Consider the following 18,158-nt stretch of genomic DNA (forward strand, 5'->3'; position numbering starts at 1 on the left):
ATGCAGAATCTTTGCTAATGATTATTTGAAGTATTCGCGAATTGATTAACATATCCTGCCCGTATCCATCTTATTTTTTATAAACACATTTACGCCATAGCCACTCTAATCGCCCATATTGAAAGAATTTAGTCCACAAGATGCTACTAATACCTTGAAAAATGCATATTCCTATTCCAAAGATACATAGCTGCCAATACGTTAATCTTGATATATCATGAAAGTATGTCGAAAGAACAACAAGTACAATGATGGTTTGAAATATGTAATTGGTTAGGGCTCATTTACCAACTGCACCAAATGGTTTAAGTTTATCTATCCATTTTTGACTTTCACAAAGTCGAACCAGGGAACATACATAAAAGACTGCTAGCGTCTTGCCACTAAAAAAGATCCATAGTTGAATAGAATGAGAGTAATATGTATCGACCTCTAAGAAATAATGGACAATATAAATTAATGTGGTAAAATATTATTCGGATGAAAATCCAAATGCATATTATTAAAATTAAAGTGGTTATCAAGTCGGAGGAAGGCACCTTAGGGTGTCTTTTCTTTATGAAATTTAGAAGCTTGGAAAAGGGTATGTAATAATGCATATTAAGCCGATTGGATATTATGATATACTTTCAAAGTGTGATACATAATTTCTTTAGATTGGAAAACTAAACCTTATCTACCCAATTGTGGGGGACGCCTTATGGCGTCTTTTTTTTTCAAAAGGACCTGCTCAATTAATCCCTAAAAACATAAAGTAAAATGAATCCGTTAAAATACATGAGTGACCCCTTCTAGGGGGCATTTCTTTTTATTAGCTTGATAGCGATGTGGCAAGACCCCTATAAAAGGATAAGATGGGGCGCTGTATGCGATGAAAGTCGCACGTACAGTGCTAAGCGGGGGAAAAGATGGAGATAACTTCAAAGTCTTACCTATCGCAGTTAGTATTTTAAATAAAGCTGAATTAGAAAATAGTGTTCTTAAGATAAATATCTTGAGAACACTATTTTTTTAGAGCTACTATTGTCATCACTATAAAGTAGTATACAATCTTTAAAACAAACAGGGCTTAATCAAACATAGAAATTTCATTTTGGGGGCAACTTGTTCTGTTAGGTTGATGGGCATGTATGGTGACCCCTAATAGATAAATAAGGTGGTAAGGCAAGCGAGATAAAGACGAACGAGAAAACATCATCAAAATGATATGAGATTTAAAGGCTAGAGGAGTACATAACAGCGCGGAAGCTATTGTAAAACATCATGGATACATCGTTTTAGCGGAGTTAATTAAATAGAAGAGCCCCGAGCAAAGGGATGTTGAGGGATTCGGGGCTCTCTAATATGAGTTGTACCGAGAATGAAGGGACTCGGTAAAGTTATATTATCATAATTTTTAAAAATAAAAAGTGGTAAATGTGTCCAATTGAAAAGTCCTTAGAAGAGTATATCACTCTAGCTAAATAGAGAGGGGAATGGGAATTGAATCTAGAGAGTTTTGGTCAACAGCTAATAATTACTGGTCTTGCGAGATTAGTTGAGGAAGAAGATTATACGCCACATGAAGCATTTCAACTGTTAGAAACGATTAAAAGAAATACGTTCCATACGCTTTTAGAACTAAAAAAAGAGTCTAAAGCTAAATAAAAAATGAGCCATGAGTGTGAAACTCAACGGCTCATTTTATAAGGGTAAGGTCGAATTGGCGACCTTATAAACTTATAATACCACAAATTTACAAATATAGACAAGTCTCCACTTGTCTGAATATTCAGGGATCTAACGGTATCCCCCACCTAGCAAATGGGTTCCTGGATATTCCGATGCGCGAAGCATCAGAAAGAAGTGAGAATAATGTATCCGCTAGCTAAAAACTAGCATAATAAAAAGCCCGTACAGAAGCACAGGCCGGTTGTAACACAACGGTAATTACATTTTAACAGAATAGTTAGAAATTATCAAAACAAAATGAAAAAACGCCCAGTTGGGAGACAGGGCGTTTCTCGAAAAGTCGAAAGATTAAGATGCCTTCATTATATCACATCGACTTTTCGTAGTAAATAAGGAGGAATGTGGAAATGAAAGTTTTAATAAATCAAACCTTGTATCAATGTGATCATTGCGGAAAACGCCTACTTACAAAACACGGCGTAAAAGTCCATGAAGAACAATATTGCTCAGTGGTTCTAGAAAGAAAAACAAGCTAAATGCAAGCACAAAAACATAGATACGCATTATGGATACATCCCTGGTGAAGCAGTTATGGAACCGCAGTATGACTATTGTGTAGATTGCGGGAAAACAATCGGATGGGGTGAAAGATGTGGTTGAAATTAAAGATAAACAAGTAGAACGTGCAATCGAAACTTTAAAGCAAATGTCTGATAAAGAACAAGACAGTGTGAAAAAGATAGATCTTGACTATGTAATCACAGTTTTAACAAATAAACCACATGGCGAAATGCCGTTCTAGGAGGAAATAAACTATGAAACTTTATGACTTAACAAATAATTACCGCGAACTACAAATGATGATTGAGGATGGCGTAGATCCATCAGCATTGGAAGATACATTACAAGCAATTGAAGAAAGCATTCAAGATAAGGCGCAAAATATCGCTCTATTAATCCGCAACCTTGAAGCAGATACAGAAGCTATCAAGTTAGAAGAAAAACGATTAGCAGACCGTAGAAGAGCGGTAGAAAACAACTGTAAGAGCTTAAAAGATTACTTGTATCAGCAAATGATCTTATTAGGGGTCACCATACATGCCCATCAAGTTAAAAATAAAAAGTACCCCCAAAACGATAAAAATGAATCTTGTTGCTATAAAAGACAAAAAATACTGAACTAGAAAATCTATCTCCTTTTCTCCAAAAGTCCCAATAATGTATTTATTTTGTTCTTCTTCTTGAAGAGATATGTTATCGTAAATGCGTTTATAGAACTGTTCGAACCCTTTATCACTAACTTTGACTTTAAAAGAAAAAGGGCGTTGTGTATTGAATTGTTTTCTAAATAAAGAACTAATTGTCTCTTCAGTAAAAGGAATGCTTTCTTTATCTTTATACTTTACGGATTGAATATAGTCACAACGAAAATTTCGAAATTCATTTTTGTCTAAATGCCAACTAAAGCAATACCAATTTCCATCCGTGATTAATAATCTTAGGGTTTGAATGACTCTTTGATTGTTGCCATAGCGACAATAACTGATTTCTATTACCTTTTTATTGAGTATTGCAGAGAAAAGTTCTCCTAAAAAGGGAGACTCTTTTTTTTGATTTATTCCTACAAATTGGATGACTTGATCCGCCTGTTGAACCATTTCTTTTTGCTTCTTTGGCAGTATAGCTAATAGTTTTTCTTTAATTTCTTTGTAGTCTTTATCAAATGGAGTTTTTAACAATGTTTTTAATAGTTGTAGCGAAAAGAATATAGAATGTAATTCATTATTACTAAAATAAATTGGTGGTAGAAGTTGATTTTCTAACACGTGATATCCACCATGACTTCCCTTTTCAGAATAAAGAGGAACACCTAGTTCTTCTAAGGAAGAAATGTCTCGTAAGGCGGTACTTCTAGAAATATCGAATTCTCCAATCAAGTCGTTAAGGTTAAAATTATTTTTTGAATTGATATAGATCATTTCTTGAATGAGTCGCTCGTCTTTTTTCATAAAAAGCTCCTAATGGTATCATGTTTTGATACCATTCTATCATATACTGAAGGTATCAAAAATAAAGGTGTGAAAGTATTATGAAACAGTACTCTAATGCTGAAGAATTAATTGAATCAATCGATAAAGCCTATAAGAAATTTATTGAAGAATTTAAGGTGATTCCTGAAGAGTTGAGAGATAAACATATCTCTGAAGTGGATAAATCTCCTTCTGAAATACTTTCTTATCAATTGGGGTGGATCAACTTGTTGTTATCGTGGGAAAAAGACGAACAATGTGGACTTGACGTACAAACGCCCACTCCAGACTACAAATGGAATAACTTAGGTAAACTTTATCAATCTTTTTATGAGCAGTACGGTGTTTTAACTTTAAAACAGCAGGAGGAAGAATTGACAAAGTTAGTTCGAAAGTTAGTCGATTGGATAAATGATCTTTCTGAAAAAGAATTATTCCAATCAGAACAAAGAAAATGGGCCACAACAAAAGCAATGTGGCCTGTTTGGAAATGGGTGCATATCAATACAGTTGCTCCATTTACGAATTTCAGAACTAAAATTCGTAAATGGAAAAAAATAGTTTTATAAGTAATTTAAGAAAAGTAAGTATCCAGAAAGTTAGACAAAAGACAATAAAGTCCATTTCTTATACACTAAAAGAAATGGACTTTATTTATTTGAATTTTCTTAGTGTACGAAATTCGCGCTTTGTTGAAGGAACCTCATCGCTATCAAGCTAATAAAAAGAAAGAGAAATGATTATATGAAAACATCACTTCTCTTTCTTTTTATTTACGAGTGGCTCCAAAAAGAAGGAATGGTTGCCGTACCCCATAAATGATTACTTTTTCATCCATGTATCTACTAATTTTTTATTCTTTTTTATCCATTTTTCAGCGGCCTGTTCAGGGTCATTCGATTCATTAATCATGGTCATCAACGTTCCGAGTTGCTCATCGGTCATGTTCCAGTTATCAAAATACTTTATAAGCTCTGGATAATCTTTTTCAAATCCTTTACGAACAGAGTAATAAATATCATCTTTTTCTCCATACACCTTTTTAGGATCTTTTAAATATTTAAGATCAAACTCTGAAAAAGCCCAATGTGGATTCCATAATGTTACTGCAATGGGTTTCTTTTGATTATATGCTTTTTTTAATTCACTCATCATAGCGGCTTCTGAAGATTGAACAAGATTTAGCTCTATCCCATATTTGTGTATCGCTTTATCTGTTAAGCCCATTAAACTGCTACCAGGTTCAATACCAATGATTTTATTGTTAAATTTATCCTTATTTGCATTCAAATCCTCAATACTATTGATATCTGTCATGTATGAAGGAACAACTAAACCAAGACCAGTACCTTTATACCACGCTGATTTTATTACAACATCATCCTTATATTTTTCATATAATGGCTTATCAGTAATTGGTAGCCAGACCTCTAAGTTGGCGTCCACATCTCCTCGTGCTACCCCGGTCCAAACGGCTGCCTTTTCTAAATATAACAATTCAACTTTATAACCTTTTTCCTCAAGTAATACTTTCCACATATTTGCGGTAGCTATGTTTTCTTTCCAACTCGTTACACCAATTTTAATTTTTCCCTTTGCATTACTGTTCGCGCCACTACAAGAAGTAGTAATTATGCTAATTAATAATAGTATGCACAGAAGCCATATTTTTTTCTTCATCAAGCTCCTCCTAGTCTCTATGATTAGATATTTCTTCTTTAACTAACGTAGAAAATTATTTCAGTAAAGCTAAATACTTTATAATTATAAATAAATATTTTATAATTATAACTATGAATAATATAAACTAACTATTAATAGCTTAACAAAAAAATAAAAAAAAGTCTTTGATGAACTATTGTAATGTACTATTTGGTTTAGAAATAGTTACAGTATTTGTATAGAGTCAAAGAAAAGGAGTGAAAGAATGAAAGAAACGAAATTACGTGTTGAAAACGTTACAAAAGTATTTGGAAAGAATCCTTCTAAAGGAATCGCTTTACTAGAAGAGGGAAAAAGCAAAGCTGCTATATTAAAAGAAACTGGTATGAATATTGGCGTGAAGCAGGCAAAATTCGATGTTTATGCTGGTGAAATATTTGTCATTATGGGATTATCCGGTAGTGGGAAATCTACACTTGTTCGTATGTTAAATCAGTTAATCAAACCGACTTCTGGCCATATATATATTGATGGTGAAGATATCGCAACAATGGGAAAAGAATCTCTTCGAAAAGTAAGAAGAAACAAAATGAGTATGGTATTTCAAAAATTCGCCTTATTCCCTCATCGAACGGTTTTACAAAATGTTGCATATGGTTTAGAAATACAAAAAGTATCAAAAGAAGAACGAGAAACAAAAGCGTTAGAATTTCTAAAATTAGTAGGTTTAGAAAACAATAAAGATAGTTATCCGGAACAACTTAGCGGTGGTATGCAGCAGCGTGTTGGTATCGCAAGAGCACTAACAAATAATCCAGATGTCCTACTGATGGATGAATCATTTAGTGCGTTAGATCCGATTATTCGAAAAGAAATGCAAAATGAATTATTAGAACTGCAAGATAAAATGAAAAAAACGATTATTTTTATTACACACGATCTAGATGAAGCACTCCGAATTGGTGATCGTATTGCTTTAATGAAAGACGGAGAAATTGTTCAAATTGGAACACCAGAAGAAATTATGGTGAGCCCTGCAAATGAATTTGTAGAGCAATTTGTTGCTGATGTAAATTTAGGAAAAGTTTTAACCTCTGAATCCATTATGAAAAGACCGGAAACCTTATTAATTGATCGCGGTCCACGTGTTGCACTCCAAATCATGAAAAATGCTAGTGTTTCTAGCGTATATGTAGTGAATAAGAAACATGAGTTTTTAGGTGTCTTAACTGCTGATAATGCTAGTAAAGCTGTTAAAAGACAGGTTCCGATAGCGGATTTATTAGTAACAGACATTCCTCCTGTTTATTTAGATACTCTATTAGAAGAAATGTATATAAAAATGGTTAAGGCAAAGTTACCTCTTCCTGTTCTAGATGATAAACATAGATTACGAGGGATAATAAAGCGTGAAAGTATTATTCAAGCTTTAGCAGGAAATGTAGAGGAAGAGGTGAATGATAATGAATAGTATTCCACGTATTCCTTTAGGAGAATGGGTTGATACACTTGTTACAAGTTTGTATCAGCATTTCGAAGGGTTTTTCAAAGGATTTTCTTTTATTATCGGAGGATTTGTTGATTTATTAACAAATCTATTAATATTTATCCCAGCCATTATTTTTATTACAATCACATGCCTATTAGTTTGGTACACCTCCCGTAAAATTTCACTAATAGTATTTTCTTTAATTGGATTTCTGTTTATCCTTAACGTTAACTATTGGGAACAGACTATGCAAACCCTAGCGCTTGTCTTGACGTCTGTTATTATCTCTATCATTATAGGTATACCAATTGGGATTTTGGCATCTCAGAACGAAAGGTTTTCCAAATTTTTAAAACCAACTCTTGATTTTATGCAAACAATGCCTGCATTTGTTTATCTTATTCCGGCAATTACATTCTTTGGTGTTGGAGTAGTACCAGGTATTATTGCATCTGTTATTTTTGCAATGCCACCTACTATTCGCTTTACTGAGTTAGGGATTAGGCAAGTACCAGAAGATTTAATTGAAGCAGCTAATGCCTTTGGTTCAACATCGTCACAGAAACTATTCAAAGTACAGCTTCCACTTGCAACTGGAACAATCATGGCTGGTGTAAATCAGAGTATTATGCTTTCTCTATCAATGGTTGTCACTGCATCTCTTGTCGGTGCACCAGGTCTTGGCGTAGACGTTTATCGGTCGGTTACACAAGTTAATATAGGTATGGGCTTTGAAGCAGGCCTTGCAATTGTAGTAATTGCAATTATATTAGATCGAATTACACAAGGTTTTCATAAAAAATAATTATAATGTACATACCAAAAGTTATCATTTGAAACCGCGAGAAATTTATTGCTTAAAGCTGGTGCAAGTAAGGTAATATTAGTTGGTATTATCCCTTTTAAGTAGACAGTGTAAAAAAACTACATTCTTAATGTGGAATGTTACACTATACTTGAAGGGATATTTTAATGGCAAAAAAAGAACAACATTTCAAAAATATGCAGAGACATTTAAATTGAAAGCTGTACATTTGTATAAAAATGATGGACGGAGCTATGATGCGATTGCTAAAGAACTAAGAATGCCAATTGTTACTCCATTGAAAATGTGGGTAAAACAAATTCCAAATGGTAACGCACTTTCTCCATATTCACTTATCCAATGATAAAGAGTATTCGAATGGATAGATAATTCTTTTGAAACCTCTTTCACAAACATATTCTCTTCCAATAGTAATTGGACTGCAGCCAATTTAAATTGACGATTATAGACTTTTCTACTCATAAACTGAATCACCTTTATCTTTTAACTTAGTGTGCAATTTATTGTAGCATCTCCAATCCTTTTTAATTCCAGTGATATCTATAATGATTAAGGTATGTCATATATTTCTTTATCTCTTGTTTCAACTCAGTAAAACACTCGTAAGGTTTTATATATGCTTTATCTTTCAGATAGCCCAAAAACGATTCTTGTGGTGCTTTATCCCAACAGTTTCCTCTTTTTTACTAATTTCTGGTAGGTAGGACTTGTGTAGTGAGAATCTTAATCAGATTACCATATTCATGAACAGATACATCCAATTATTAATATCTTAATGAATACGAGATAGACGAAGAGTAATTTCAATTTCTATTAATGTTTCATGAAGTACTGGATATCTAACCACATTAGTATGGCGAGGGTTTAGTTTTTTAAAAGTTAAGAATAGTCAGTCTTAATTCTATCAATTCACTATATATTACATTTATGTAAGTATTGTTATAAGGGCGTTTTTTAAAACTTTCCCCTAATAAAGTTTTGTGTGATATGAACCATAAGTTTGCCGCTTCGGCAAGCTTATGGTTCTTTTTGTTTGCGGCAAACTTATGCTTCCAGGATTTGAAGAATATTTTTAATGTCGCTTTTAAATAAAGTCACGGTGTTTATAAAAAGACGCGATGTTTTGTCCCTTTGGATCTGTTTATCTAAGGGGATGTTTTTATAGTGAAAAGAAAATCTGAACTGAAAGGCGGATTAAGGAACTGTTGAGCGGCAATAAAGTTACTCCACTAAAAGGCCATCTAATGGAATTAAGGAAAGGTTTATTCAAAGGGAAATCGAAGTTAAGTTATGGCATTTTATTCGATAATCTAGAGTAACTATCTTATGTAAGGAAGGCACTAATATGAGTCTTGGAAATATAAGTACTTGAAAGTTGTACAAAGAAGGTTTAAAGGCATTAGGATAGTTGTGAATATATAATTATGAAACAAAGTGAGTTAGAACTTGTAGAGGAGATGAGAAGATGGCAATTAGTGCAGAGAGGAAGGCCTTAAGATTGATGAGGTTGCGTAGAATCTGCGGTTATAGTGCGGCAATAGCAGTAACACCTTACCTGCTGATCAAAATTGTATGGACTTTTGGTTTCTTCCTTCCAACCGAGCAAATGGGTGACGCCAGCTGGCGCATTATAAACGCAGTAACCGCCGTTCTCGCTGCGATTGGCATCCTTCTTGCAATGGCGTTTTGCAGGCCATGGGGGGAGCGGCTACCTGCGTGGTTGGTCGCTCTACCCATTTGGGTTGGTACCGGTTTGCTCGTTCCCATTTTGTTGATTGCACCGATTCTGGGCCCTGCAGCTATGATCCGGGATCAAGAAGCAGGTGCCGCCGACTTCTGGGTATACGAGCAGATCTTCGTCATGATCTCACTTTTCGGGATTGGCATCTTCCTGCCGCTTGCATTAGCGGGGTATGCAATGGCACGTTGGCCAGAGGCGCTGAGTGGCACAACCGACTACAAGGAGTTGCCGGGCAATACTTTACAACTACAGATCATCTTAGCTAGGATTGTCGCTGCCGGTTGCATTCTGCTCGGTGTCATCAAGGTGTTTTGGGCAGTTGGTGGCTCTTTTGGCATCGACCAGGCAACTATGGAGGGACGCGATGTATGGTGGTACCTGCTGTCATTGAGTACAGGTGTGTGGTCCTTTGCTGGTGCGTGGGGCATACTGGTGGTATCATCCCGCCGTGGATCAAGGTGGTTTCTACCTCCTATGGCAGCGACATGGATTTCATCGGGAGCGTTGTTCTCCAACAACCTCTATTCCGCCTTATCTTCAGTTCGACTCGATGCGCCACCCTCCCCAGAGTACCCATTGGCATGGTTGTTGACCACACAGGCCGGCATCGTCTTAGGTGTAATAATGGGGATGATTATCCTGCTGGTGCTGCACGAACGCCGTCGAGCCCTTCGAGATGAGTCCAACTGAAGTTGATTACACAGAACCACGGACTATTAAAATTGTGCAAGAGCTCATTTCGCGTGGAGAAGAGTTAGTGTACTTTACAATCGAAGATTTTCGAGAGCAAAAATAATTAGTGGTTTATTCGATTAAAGGGCGCGATTGTGGAGCAAACACAGGTAGAAAAATGATTAAACTTTTTATAAAAAATTATTCACTAGCAACAAATAACCCAAGCATTTTGATCAAACTTTTTTCAAAATGTTTGGGTTTCTTCTGTTGAAAAATCAATTTTTGTAGCATGCTTTTGATCAAACTTTATTACAAACCAACAGCATTCACGGCAAGCTTATGGGTTAATAATTTATCCACGGCAAAGATATGCTTCCTTTTCCCTCGAACAATCAACTAAATCTCCTCAAAAACATGTAATTTCCGGCAAGGATATGCTTCCTTTAGCGGCAACTTTATGGGTAAAGTCACAGAAAGAGTTGTCTCAGTATTCTCCATGTTGTAAATATGCCAAGAAAAGAGAATCCATTTGGGTTCTCTTTTTCTTTTAAATTTGAGTCCTTAACCTCAAATTTAAAAGACGCATTAATAATTGTTATAATTTAACAGGAAAATCACCTTAACATACAGCAAATACAAAAAAGACCGGATATAATATCTGGTCTTTACTTATTATTGATTAACTGGATTTTCACAATATTTCTTTGCAATTGCACTTGCCATATCAATTGCCCTTTGTAGAGTAGCGTGTTTAGAACTAAAATCATAAGGCTCAAATCCAAATTCTTCATAAATTCAAAGGAGATGCTTGTTACAAGTCTATACTTTGAAGGGATAGCTTCATTATCAATTGTTAAATGGAAATCATAACGATCGTCAAAATATAATAGTTCAACTTTGAATGTATTATGTGTGCTTGCTTGGCGAAATTGATAATACTCAACTGGATATAAATAATCACCTTCATTTTTGTAGTTAAAGTCTTTAAAAAAAATCTTAATCAACGCCCCTCGTGTGTTTTTTGGGATATTTCCTATTTTTATCATAAACTCTTACCTATTACAAAGTACATAATTATTAGATTTATTATTTATAAGCGTTTCAAAAACGATGGTTTTTGATAAATGTAAAATGAACAAAATTTAATCTTTATAAATCGCTTAACTGTGTTATCAAAACTATTGTCAAAATCAAATTAACTTTAACTACCCTTTATGATAAAATTATCTTGTAAAGGTTAGGTGATTTCATGAATTCATACATTTATGGCTACGCAAGGGTAAGTACTCAACAACAAGATTTGATTCGTCAACTAGACATGCTTCAAAATTATAACTGTACTGAAATTTTAACTGAAAAAATAACAGGTACGAAAAGTGATCGTCCAGATCTTACTCGATTAAAAGATAAAATTAGACCTGGTGATACATTAGTTGTTGAAAGCTTTTCTAGATTAGGAAGAAGTACCAAAGATTTAATTGAACTTGTTGATTTTTTTGAGAATAAGGGAGTTAAGCTAATTAGTATCAAAGAACAATTTGATACTAATACACCTCAAGGAAAATTGATGTTAACAGTATTTCAAGCATTCAGCCAGTTTGAAAGAGACTTGATTGCTCAACGTACTCAAGAAGGGCTTGAAAGTGCAAGAGCAAGGGGAAGAGTAGGTGGACGCCCTCGTGTTAAGGATAGTTTCATTCAGAGAGCATTGAAGTTATATGATTCTAAAGAATATAGCATCCAAGAAATTGTAAACATGACAGGTATTAGTCAAGCTACACTCTACCGATATATACGAAAAAATAAGCAAACCGAAAAAGGCGAACAAACTAAAGAACAAGCAGCCACTATTCGTATGTTGTTACGTGTGGAAAATAATAATAAATTTGTACAAGGCAAGGGGAAAGTTCGAAAGAATATCGAATCCTTTCTCATATCACAATACAATATGGAACAACGTTCAGGAGAATATATATTTTATGTTCCTTACAAAACAATTTCAGATTTAGAAAAAAAGGTAGATAGCATAATTCGTGAAATTGATTTTGAAGCGGATTTACAAAACTGTTTTACGGAGTTAGATGTGTACTGTGATGAATTGGAGCTACAATGGTAAAAGTAGCATTTGCTTATATAAAGAATTACAGTATAAAATAATAAGAAGAACAGAAAGACAGGGAGAGGAAACCCATGTCCACAAAATTAGTAAATTTACGGATTGATTTCGCTTTTAAACAGTTATTCGGAACGAAGGGAAACGAAGAGATTTTAACTGGATTTCTAAACGCTATCCTAGAAGAATCTTTAGATGCACCTATTGCTTCTCTACAACTAGAAGATCCACATCTTCATAAATCTTATGAAGATGATAAGTTATCCATATTAGACTTATTAGCAACACTAGATAACGGAACACAAGTTAATATCGAAATTCAATTACGTAACACACATGATATGGTGAAGCGATCTTTATATTACTGGAGTAAACTCTATACATCCCAAATGCAAGAAGGGATGCCGTATCGTTCACTTCGGAAGACAATTACCATTAACTTATTAGATTTTATATTATTCTCCCAGGATGATTCATTTCACACCATAGGACAATTATGGAATCCCAAAAAGCAACAGATACTAAGTGATGATATTGAAATTCATTTTGTAGAAATTCCAAAATTGGTCAAACAATGGCGTGAAGAAAAAGTAAATCCATGGGAAAATGCATTTGTTCGCTGGATGTTATTACTACCAGCACATGAAGATGAACATTTAACTCAAACATTGGAGGAGATTGCAATGAATCAAGATCCAATTTTACAAAAAGCAATGAATAAGTGGGAAAATATGAGCCATGACTCTTCTTTCCGAACAGCTTATGAAGCTCGTGAAAAGTTACTTCTAGATGAACAAGCTAAGTTAGCTCATGCTCGTGAAGAAGGAATTGAGCAAGGAAAAATTCAATTAATCCGTGGTATGCATAAGAATGGTATGCCATTAGAAGACATTGCAAAATTCACAGGTCTAAGTACAGAAGAAATACGAAAATTACTATTATAATACGTATTATTACAAAAACTTTGCGAAAAATATCGCAAAGTTTTTTATTTAGTACTTTAAACATCAACTCCTTAAAAATTTTTCCTTTTTTAGACAGTTTACTTTTAATTTACATTAGTGTGATTTTAAAAGTAAGTTGTACCGTTTGTAAAAAGTTTGATTAAAAATCCTATATAAGGCCTCACCATACATGCCCATAAACTTAAGAAATGTATACACCCCAAAAACAAAAAAATGAGCTGATTTCTCAAGATAACTAACTGTAGAGAAAGAGAATTTTCATTTAGGGGGTACTTCAAAACCTTAGCTTGATGGCGATGGGACGTTACCCCATTAAGGAGTTTTTTATCTTGAAAGCAACGGATATATTATCATACATGTCAATCAATATGCTAAATTGCACATCTAAAAAAGTATAATTTGTTAACATTTTCAAAATAAGGGTTATTCTTATAAAATTCTGTTAATATCAAACTTGTACATATATAAAAGAAGGGGATGTTTATATGTTTAAAAAAGTTACATTAGGGATATCATCATTAGCAATGGCAGCGGTAGTTGGTTTAGGAATGGCATCGGAGGCATCTGCAGGGCCAGCGGCACCTCTAACTTCTTTAAGTGTGGTAAAAGTAGAGTCACAATTGGGTGGAGTTGAATACATTAACCCTAATAGTTTTAGTACAACTAAAGATCATGGGGGAAGTTACTTATATGTTTACACAAAAGAAATAGGGTATGGCCAGTTTCCTTTTGCGAAAATGAATGGATTTGATGTGAAAAGTATTGGTTCACAAATAATTGGTGGTAATCCTATTGTAGGTTGGGAATATAAATGGGATGCATCAAATCATCAAGAAGGGACTTTTGAATATCAAAAGACTTCAATAAACTATCCAAGAGATACGTGGCGTACTTCACTATATATTAAATAGTCAGTTTTATATATTCGTAGCATAAAAATCCCTGCACCTTGTGTGGGGATTTTTTCATAAAGAAAAGACACCTTAAGGTGCCTTCCTCCGACTTAAACCACTTTAATTTTAATAAAATGAAGGGGTAAGATGTTGATGTAATTCTTCAGCAAATAATTGTAGCTCACTTTGAATCGAAAGATTCATAAAAAACGCCATCCTTTCTGTATATTTCTACAAAAAGAATAGCGTTCTTTTCAGTATATAGATACAAATTTATTTTATCTTGATGAACATGTACGGTACTCCTGAAAATCGCACTCTGTTTTTATGGTAACTTTAAACATATCATTTACTTTTACTTAAAAATGCCAGAACTTTGTTGAAAGTTTCTAGACCCGCTTGGGTATTCATTTTAAATTGAAATTCATGTGCTAACTCACCAGAAACATTTTTATCAAAGAAAAGACTATCTACAGACACTCCTTTACTTTGTAAAGCAGAAGCCAATGCTTTACCTTGATCTTCAAATGATCCAGTGTTCCCATCTGTGATAAATGCTGGTGGATATTTTTTTGTAACATGATTTAAAATTGAAGCTATTTTTACTTCTGATGATCCTTCCCAATTTTTTTTACCCAAATAAGCCCAACCAGTGGTACGCATGAAATCTTGTATTTCTTTAGTTGATTCTATCTTAGCTAATTCAGGCATATTATATGGACCGCAAAATAGCAGTGCACCTTTTATTGTAGAAGGATCAACAATAGCGTCAATCTTTGCTAATTTTGCATACCCTTCAGATGTCTGAATATTAACGAATTGACCAGATATTTGTGCTCCAGCAGAATCTCCTGCAAAATAAACACGATTCAGATTTAAGTCATATTTTTTTGCATTTTCTTTTATGTATTCATAAGCCTCACCTAGTTGGAGTACTGGCGTTGGATATTCTCTTTTAGCAGCAAGAGCATAGTTTATATTCACTACTATATAACCACGAGCAGCTAAGTTTACCGCATACCCAGTAATATCTGATTTATCTCCCCCTACAAATCCACCTCCATGTACCCAAAAAATAATAGGAGTTTTTTCTGCAAGATTTTTCGGATAAATGATGTCTAATTTGCCATCTGGGAATTTAGAATTATAATTGATATCCTTAACGATTTTTGTTTCGTTTAGAGCATGGTCATAATCAGCTGACGGAACGAACGTTCCACCTTCAAATGCTTTTTTAATCAAAAATGCTTTTGGAACTGGTGAAAGGTTCCAATAACTAATTCCCGCAAGAGCCAATCCCAAAACTATCATGAGAGATATAAGCATTCTTTTTTTCCATACTCCTTTAGATTTTGTTATTTTCATTATAAATTTATCTCCGTTCCTTATTTGTTTATTACTTTGAATTACTTCTTAATAAAAAGAGTATAACAAATTTATCAAAAAACAATTGGAACCATTTTTTGATAAATTTGTGTCAAAAGCTAAAATAGAACACTATAAAATTTATATATAGTATGGATTAAAACATGATATAAAATTCTTTCTGAATGATTAATGAGTTTATATGAGGAGAATACATAGAATGAAATAAATAAATGATTTATAAGAGGCCATCACATCACTATCAGGTTAAAAAATATATAGCTTCTCAAAATAAAAAAATGAAGGAATATGAGAGAAAAAAATAGCATCTTTCCTATGAGAGGTCCTACTTTTTCTCCAGGTGTAAGAATCTTGGAGTTTTTGCACCAGAACAGTATTATGTATATCAAGAAAAAATAAAAGACAACTCTAATTAAGAGTTGTCTTTTTGTGTAATAAATTTTACAAAATCTGAAGATATACAAACGACTAGAATACGTTATGGTTGTTATTATAACAAAAACGAATATTATTTTGAATAAAAAAATATTCGTTTTTGAGCTTTTTGTTAACAATGTTCACAAATAAACTTTTTGTAAAGGTTTTCTTTGAATATAATTATTTATTTTAAAAATATAATCATGGTTATTGTTTTTCGAGGGTTTCCTTATAAACCTTAGCTATATATTTGACAAAATCAATGACGGGATAGTGTATGAGTGAACGATGCTGCGCAAAGAGAACCCCTTCTTTTTCCATTTTGGAAATAAGTTGTTCAATTTTTAACTCTTTTTGTTGTATCCTATTATAATTTTGGTATACAATGTTTTTCCATTGATAGGAGGATCCGTGAAAATAACTCTCTCCTTTTACCATATGACTAAATATTATTTCTATTTTTTCTCTACGTTGTGTTTCCTTCATATGAGCTTCCGTTGACTGCATGTTTATCGCCTCTTCTCTTTGTGCACGGTCTAACCGTGTAAATAACCCCATCATAGTCAATGTACAGTGATCTTGTTGGGAATTTGTCGTCTAAGGCTATCTCATCAACTGTATATATTTTTCAAGCGCTTAATCTAATATATTGGGTCTAACATCTAAATAAGTTGTTAGTGTGTATAAAATACCATTACTCTTTTCAGTTTTTGCTACCAATAACAAAATTAGAAAGTAGCGAAAACGCATGAAAGATTAATTGTTTATCAATCTTTATTATAAAACGATTCTTTATGGGCATGCACCTTTTTATAATCACCAAGATTTACAACATGACGAGTATCTTCATCCATGAATGTTATTCTCTATTTACTGATGATCGTTTTTTTATCTAGGCTAAGCAACACACCGTATGCCTCAGAACCCCTTTTATAAAAAAGGACAATATATGTAACGGTTCCCCTTTTGATTTGAAAAAATCATATAAAAATATAGGGCTCTTAAAGAGTTTTGTTACAAATTTGTTATGTTTGACTTAAAAAAAGGAAAGTAATATTTATTTGTAGAAAATTTTTAAGGATAAAAATGAATGTAAAAATAGAATGACTATCTATGATAAGAAAAGGGGGCACTTATATATGCTAACAAATGATTTAGATTTCCGATTAGAACCACGTTTAAAAGAACTGTATGAACAACATAAAATAAGAGCGCAGAAGATAGACTGGGGTTATCATGAGTTTTTACCATGGGATAAGGGAATGGACTTTAAAAGAGTTCCTTGGGATGAAAGTCAAGTTACTCTTCCTTCTGGTGTAATTACGGCCATTGAAACAGCTTTATTAACAGAGGTGAATTTACCATGGTTTACAACGTATTTATCTGCGACTTTTAAAGGGTCCCTTTCTGTTATTACAGACTTTATTCATACTTGGACTTCAGAAGAGGATCAACATTCGAATTTATTGGAGACATATTTACTACTCACTCGAAGTGTGAATCCCGAACGATTACATGAATTAAGAAAGTCAGTCGTTGAGGGTGGATTTGAGCCCGATTTTCACACACCAATCGAAGCAATGACATATACGACGCTACAAGAACTTGCAACGATGGTGTTTTACAATAATGTAGCTAAGGTTGCAAGTAAGCATGATCCAGATCTTGCTACATTATTACGCCGTCTTGCAAAAGATGAAACTCTTCATTATGCGTTTTATCGAGACGTCATTCGAACACATTTGGAATTGGAACCTAATTATTGCTATCATATTGCCAATGTGATTAGGAATTTTAAAATGCCAGGTGCTGTCATGCCTGATTTTGAAAATAGAATGACTGTGATTGCAAAAGAAGCTAACTATGGGCCGCTGCAATATTTTGATCAAGTACTTGATGTAGTAGTTGATTATTGGGGGTTAAAAGACTTACGACCCATTGCACCTCTAGCTGAAAAAGCAAGAATTGAGATTTTGGAGTACCACACAAGATTGAAAAAAATACGGGATCGATTTGGTCGTTTTCAAGGGAAAACTGATCTATGTTAATTAATCGATATTTTAGGATGTATATGGGCAAATTGACCGTCCCTTTATTGAGAATCTGACACACTCCCTATTGTTTTGGGGGTGTTTTTTATTTAATTTAATTTTTATCAAAAAAGTAGTTGACTCCAAAAATAAATTTGTGATATCATAAAATATTTGATAAAAAATCACATATATGTTAAGGTTAAGAAGGTTACCATATATGGAGGTGGATTATATGTTTCAAATTGGCGATAACATTG

The 18,158-nt window shown here is 33.7% G+C and carries 18 protein-coding genes and 3 pseudogenes; 13 read left to right on the top strand and 8 right to left on the bottom strand.

What is annotated here, in order from left to right; all coding sequences use genetic code 11:
• Positions 1 to 70: 70 nt before the first annotated feature.
• A pseudogene (locus tag CQ058_RS32505) lies at positions 71 to 457 on the bottom strand (DUF418 domain-containing protein).
• A 414-nt stretch (positions 458 to 871) separates the two neighbouring features.
• Here CQ058_RS32505 and CQ058_RS31975 point away from each other — a divergent pair.
• The 5 genes from CQ058_RS31975 to CQ058_RS28555 all read left to right on the top strand — a co-directional run bounded on the left by CQ058_RS31975 (position 872) and on the right by CQ058_RS28555 (position 2,855).
• On the top strand, positions 872 to 1,015 hold the full coding sequence (locus CQ058_RS31975) for a hypothetical protein (protein WP_157380022.1): 144 nt from the start codon (positions 872 to 874) through the stop codon (positions 1,013 to 1,015).
• A gap of 467 nt (positions 1,016 to 1,482) precedes the next feature.
• Complete coding sequence (locus CQ058_RS31980) at positions 1,483 to 1,647, top strand: hypothetical protein (protein ID WP_002187337.1); 165 nt, start codon at positions 1,483 to 1,485, stop codon at positions 1,645 to 1,647.
• A 431-nt stretch (positions 1,648 to 2,078) separates the two neighbouring features.
• Positions 2,079 to 2,207 (top strand): hypothetical protein, encoded by a 129-nt coding sequence (locus tag CQ058_RS32510; RefSeq protein ID WP_002187334.1) that lies wholly within the window; start codon positions 2,079 to 2,081, stop codon positions 2,205 to 2,207.
• Positions 2,208 to 2,323: 116 nt separating this feature from the next.
• Positions 2,324 to 2,473, top strand: coding sequence for a hypothetical protein (locus CQ058_RS31990; protein WP_162533070.1), 150 nt, complete (start codon positions 2,324 to 2,326; stop codon positions 2,471 to 2,473).
• A gap of 13 nt (positions 2,474 to 2,486) precedes the next feature.
• Entirely contained in the window at positions 2,487 to 2,855 is a 369-nt protein-coding gene (locus CQ058_RS28555; protein WP_002191563.1) for a siphovirus Gp157 family protein, read from the top strand.
• Here the strand turns inward: CQ058_RS28555 and CQ058_RS28560 are convergent.
• Complete coding sequence (locus tag CQ058_RS28560) at positions 2,754 to 3,680, bottom strand: helix-turn-helix transcriptional regulator (protein ID WP_002187331.1); 927 nt, start codon at positions 3,678 to 3,680, stop codon at positions 2,754 to 2,756. The two genes, CQ058_RS28555 and CQ058_RS28560, sit on opposite strands and share 102 nt — an antisense overlap.
• An 80-nt stretch (positions 3,681 to 3,760) precedes the next feature.
• On the opposite strand from CQ058_RS28560, the gene CQ058_RS28565 reads away from it, so the two are divergent.
• Positions 3,761 to 4,270 (top strand): ClbS/DfsB family four-helix bundle protein, encoded by a 510-nt coding sequence (locus CQ058_RS28565; protein WP_002191562.1) that lies wholly within the window; start codon positions 3,761 to 3,763, stop codon positions 4,268 to 4,270.
• 253 nt (positions 4,271 to 4,523) lie between these two features.
• Here the strand turns inward: CQ058_RS28565 and CQ058_RS28570 are convergent, their stop codons facing one another.
• Positions 4,524 to 5,381 (bottom strand): glycine betaine ABC transporter substrate-binding protein, encoded by an 858-nt coding sequence (locus CQ058_RS28570; RefSeq protein ID WP_002187328.1) that lies wholly within the window; start codon positions 5,379 to 5,381, stop codon positions 4,524 to 4,526.
• 247 nt (positions 5,382 to 5,628) lie between these two features.
• On the opposite strand from CQ058_RS28570, the gene CQ058_RS28575 reads away from it, so the two are divergent.
• Both CQ058_RS28575 and CQ058_RS28580 read left to right on the top strand, forming a co-directional pair.
• Entirely contained in the window at positions 5,629 to 6,834 is a 1,206-nt protein-coding gene (locus CQ058_RS28575; protein WP_002187327.1) for a quaternary amine ABC transporter ATP-binding protein, read from the top strand.
• Complete coding sequence (locus CQ058_RS28580) at positions 6,827 to 7,657, top strand: ABC transporter permease (RefSeq protein ID WP_002144230.1); 831 nt, start codon at positions 6,827 to 6,829, stop codon at positions 7,655 to 7,657. Before CQ058_RS28575 ends, CQ058_RS28580 begins: the two co-directional genes overlap by 8 nt.
• A 252-nt stretch (positions 7,658 to 7,909) precedes the next feature.
• Here CQ058_RS28580 and CQ058_RS28590 read toward each other — a convergent pair whose 3' ends face one another.
• Together CQ058_RS28590 and CQ058_RS28595 are read right to left on the bottom strand one after the other, a co-directional pair.
• The gene (locus tag CQ058_RS28590; protein WP_002187325.1) at positions 7,910 to 8,140 is read right to left on the bottom strand and encodes a transposase; all 231 of its coding nucleotides are present in this window, start codon (positions 8,138 to 8,140) and stop codon (positions 7,910 to 7,912) included.
• Between the two features lie 62 nt (positions 8,141 to 8,202).
• Positions 8,203 to 8,398 (bottom strand): annotated as a pseudogene (locus tag CQ058_RS28595) (IS3 family transposase); the annotation flags it as partial.
• Positions 8,399 to 9,143: 745 nt separating this feature from the next.
• Between CQ058_RS28595 and CQ058_RS28600 the strand changes: the two are divergent.
• Positions 9,144 to 10,109: a hypothetical protein gene (locus tag CQ058_RS28600; RefSeq protein ID WP_002144228.1), complete on the top strand. Its 966-nt coding sequence runs from the start codon at positions 9,144 to 9,146 to the stop codon at positions 10,107 to 10,109.
• 657 nt (positions 10,110 to 10,766) lie between these two features.
• Here CQ058_RS28600 and CQ058_RS28605 read toward each other — a convergent pair.
• Positions 10,767 to 11,140: pseudogene (locus CQ058_RS28605) on the bottom strand (hypothetical protein).
• 203 nt (positions 11,141 to 11,343) lie between these two features.
• Between CQ058_RS28605 and CQ058_RS28610 the strand changes: the two are divergent.
• From CQ058_RS28610 to CQ058_RS28620, 3 genes are all read left to right on the top strand, one after another.
• Positions 11,344 to 12,210 (top strand): recombinase family protein, encoded by an 867-nt coding sequence (locus CQ058_RS28610; protein ID WP_002187323.1) that lies wholly within the window; start codon positions 11,344 to 11,346, stop codon positions 12,208 to 12,210.
• Positions 12,211 to 12,284: 74 nt separating this feature from the next.
• Entirely contained in the window at positions 12,285 to 13,151 is an 867-nt protein-coding gene (locus tag CQ058_RS28615) for an Rpn family recombination-promoting nuclease/putative transposase (RefSeq protein ID WP_002187322.1), read from the top strand.
• Positions 13,152 to 13,657: 506 nt separating this feature from the next.
• The gene (locus CQ058_RS28620; protein WP_002187321.1) at positions 13,658 to 14,083 is read left to right on the top strand and encodes a DUF4879 domain-containing protein; all 426 of its coding nucleotides are present in this window, start codon (positions 13,658 to 13,660) and stop codon (positions 14,081 to 14,083) included.
• A gap of 327 nt (positions 14,084 to 14,410) precedes the next feature.
• Here the strand turns inward: CQ058_RS28620 and CQ058_RS28625 are convergent, their stop codons facing one another.
• A complete protein-coding gene (locus CQ058_RS28625) occupies positions 14,411 to 15,430 on the bottom strand; it encodes an alpha/beta hydrolase (protein ID WP_105590141.1) in 1,020 nt (339 codons plus the stop codon).
• A gap of 645 nt (positions 15,431 to 16,075) precedes the next feature.
• The gene (locus CQ058_RS28630; protein WP_002144219.1) at positions 16,076 to 16,375 is read right to left on the bottom strand and encodes a hypothetical protein; all 300 of its coding nucleotides are present in this window, start codon (positions 16,373 to 16,375) and stop codon (positions 16,076 to 16,078) included.
• A 632-nt stretch (positions 16,376 to 17,007) separates the two neighbouring features.
• Here CQ058_RS28630 and CQ058_RS28635 point away from each other — a divergent pair.
• Positions 17,008 to 17,916, top strand: a complete 909-nt coding sequence (locus CQ058_RS28635; RefSeq protein WP_105590142.1) for an acyl-ACP desaturase — start codon at positions 17,008 to 17,010, stop codon at positions 17,914 to 17,916.
• Positions 17,917 to 18,158: the final 242 nt, after the last annotated feature.

It is taken from the genome of Bacillus sp. MYb56 (assembly GCF_002976445.1).
Taxonomy (GTDB): Bacteria; Bacillota; Bacilli; order Bacillales; family Bacillaceae_G; genus Bacillus_A; species Bacillus_A mycoides.

Coding starts and splice junctions, on each gene's coding strand:
- CQ058_RS28635 (WP_105590142.1), top strand. CDS start 17,008: ATGCTAACAAATGATTTAGATTTCCGATTAGAACCACGTTTAAAAGAA.
- CQ058_RS28575 (WP_002187327.1), top strand. CDS start 5,629: ATGAAAGAAACGAAATTACGTGTTGAAAACGTTACAAAAGTATTTGGA.
- CQ058_RS28580 (WP_002144230.1), top strand. CDS start 6,827: ATGAATAGTATTCCACGTATTCCTTTAGGAGAATGGGTTGATACACTT.
- CQ058_RS28570 (WP_002187328.1), bottom strand. CDS start 5,381: ATGAAGAAAAAAATATGGCTTCTGTGCATACTATTATTAATTAGCATA.
- CQ058_RS28610 (WP_002187323.1), top strand. CDS start 11,344: ATGAATTCATACATTTATGGCTACGCAAGGGTAAGTACTCAACAACAA.
- CQ058_RS28630 (WP_002144219.1), bottom strand. CDS start 16,375: ATGCAGTCAACGGAAGCTCATATGAAGGAAACACAACGTAGAGAAAAA.
- CQ058_RS28620 (WP_002187321.1), top strand. CDS start 13,658: ATGTTTAAAAAAGTTACATTAGGGATATCATCATTAGCAATGGCAGCG.
- CQ058_RS31975 (WP_157380022.1), top strand. CDS start 872: ATGAAAGTCGCACGTACAGTGCTAAGCGGGGGAAAAGATGGAGATAAC.
- CQ058_RS28615 (WP_002187322.1), top strand. CDS start 12,285: ATGTCCACAAAATTAGTAAATTTACGGATTGATTTCGCTTTTAAACAG.
- CQ058_RS28600 (WP_002144228.1), top strand. CDS start 9,144: ATGGCAATTAGTGCAGAGAGGAAGGCCTTAAGATTGATGAGGTTGCGT.
- CQ058_RS28625 (WP_105590141.1), bottom strand. CDS start 15,430: ATGAAAATAACAAAATCTAAAGGAGTATGGAAAAAAAGAATGCTTATA.
- CQ058_RS28565 (WP_002191562.1), top strand. CDS start 3,761: ATGAAACAGTACTCTAATGCTGAAGAATTAATTGAATCAATCGATAAA.
- CQ058_RS28555 (WP_002191563.1), top strand. CDS start 2,487: ATGAAACTTTATGACTTAACAAATAATTACCGCGAACTACAAATGATG.
- CQ058_RS28560 (WP_002187331.1), bottom strand. CDS start 3,680: ATGAAAAAAGACGAGCGACTCATTCAAGAAATGATCTATATCAATTCA.
- CQ058_RS28590 (WP_002187325.1), bottom strand. CDS start 8,140: ATGAGTAGAAAAGTCTATAATCGTCAATTTAAATTGGCTGCAGTCCAA.
- CQ058_RS32510 (WP_002187334.1), top strand. CDS start 2,079: ATGAAAGTTTTAATAAATCAAACCTTGTATCAATGTGATCATTGCGGA.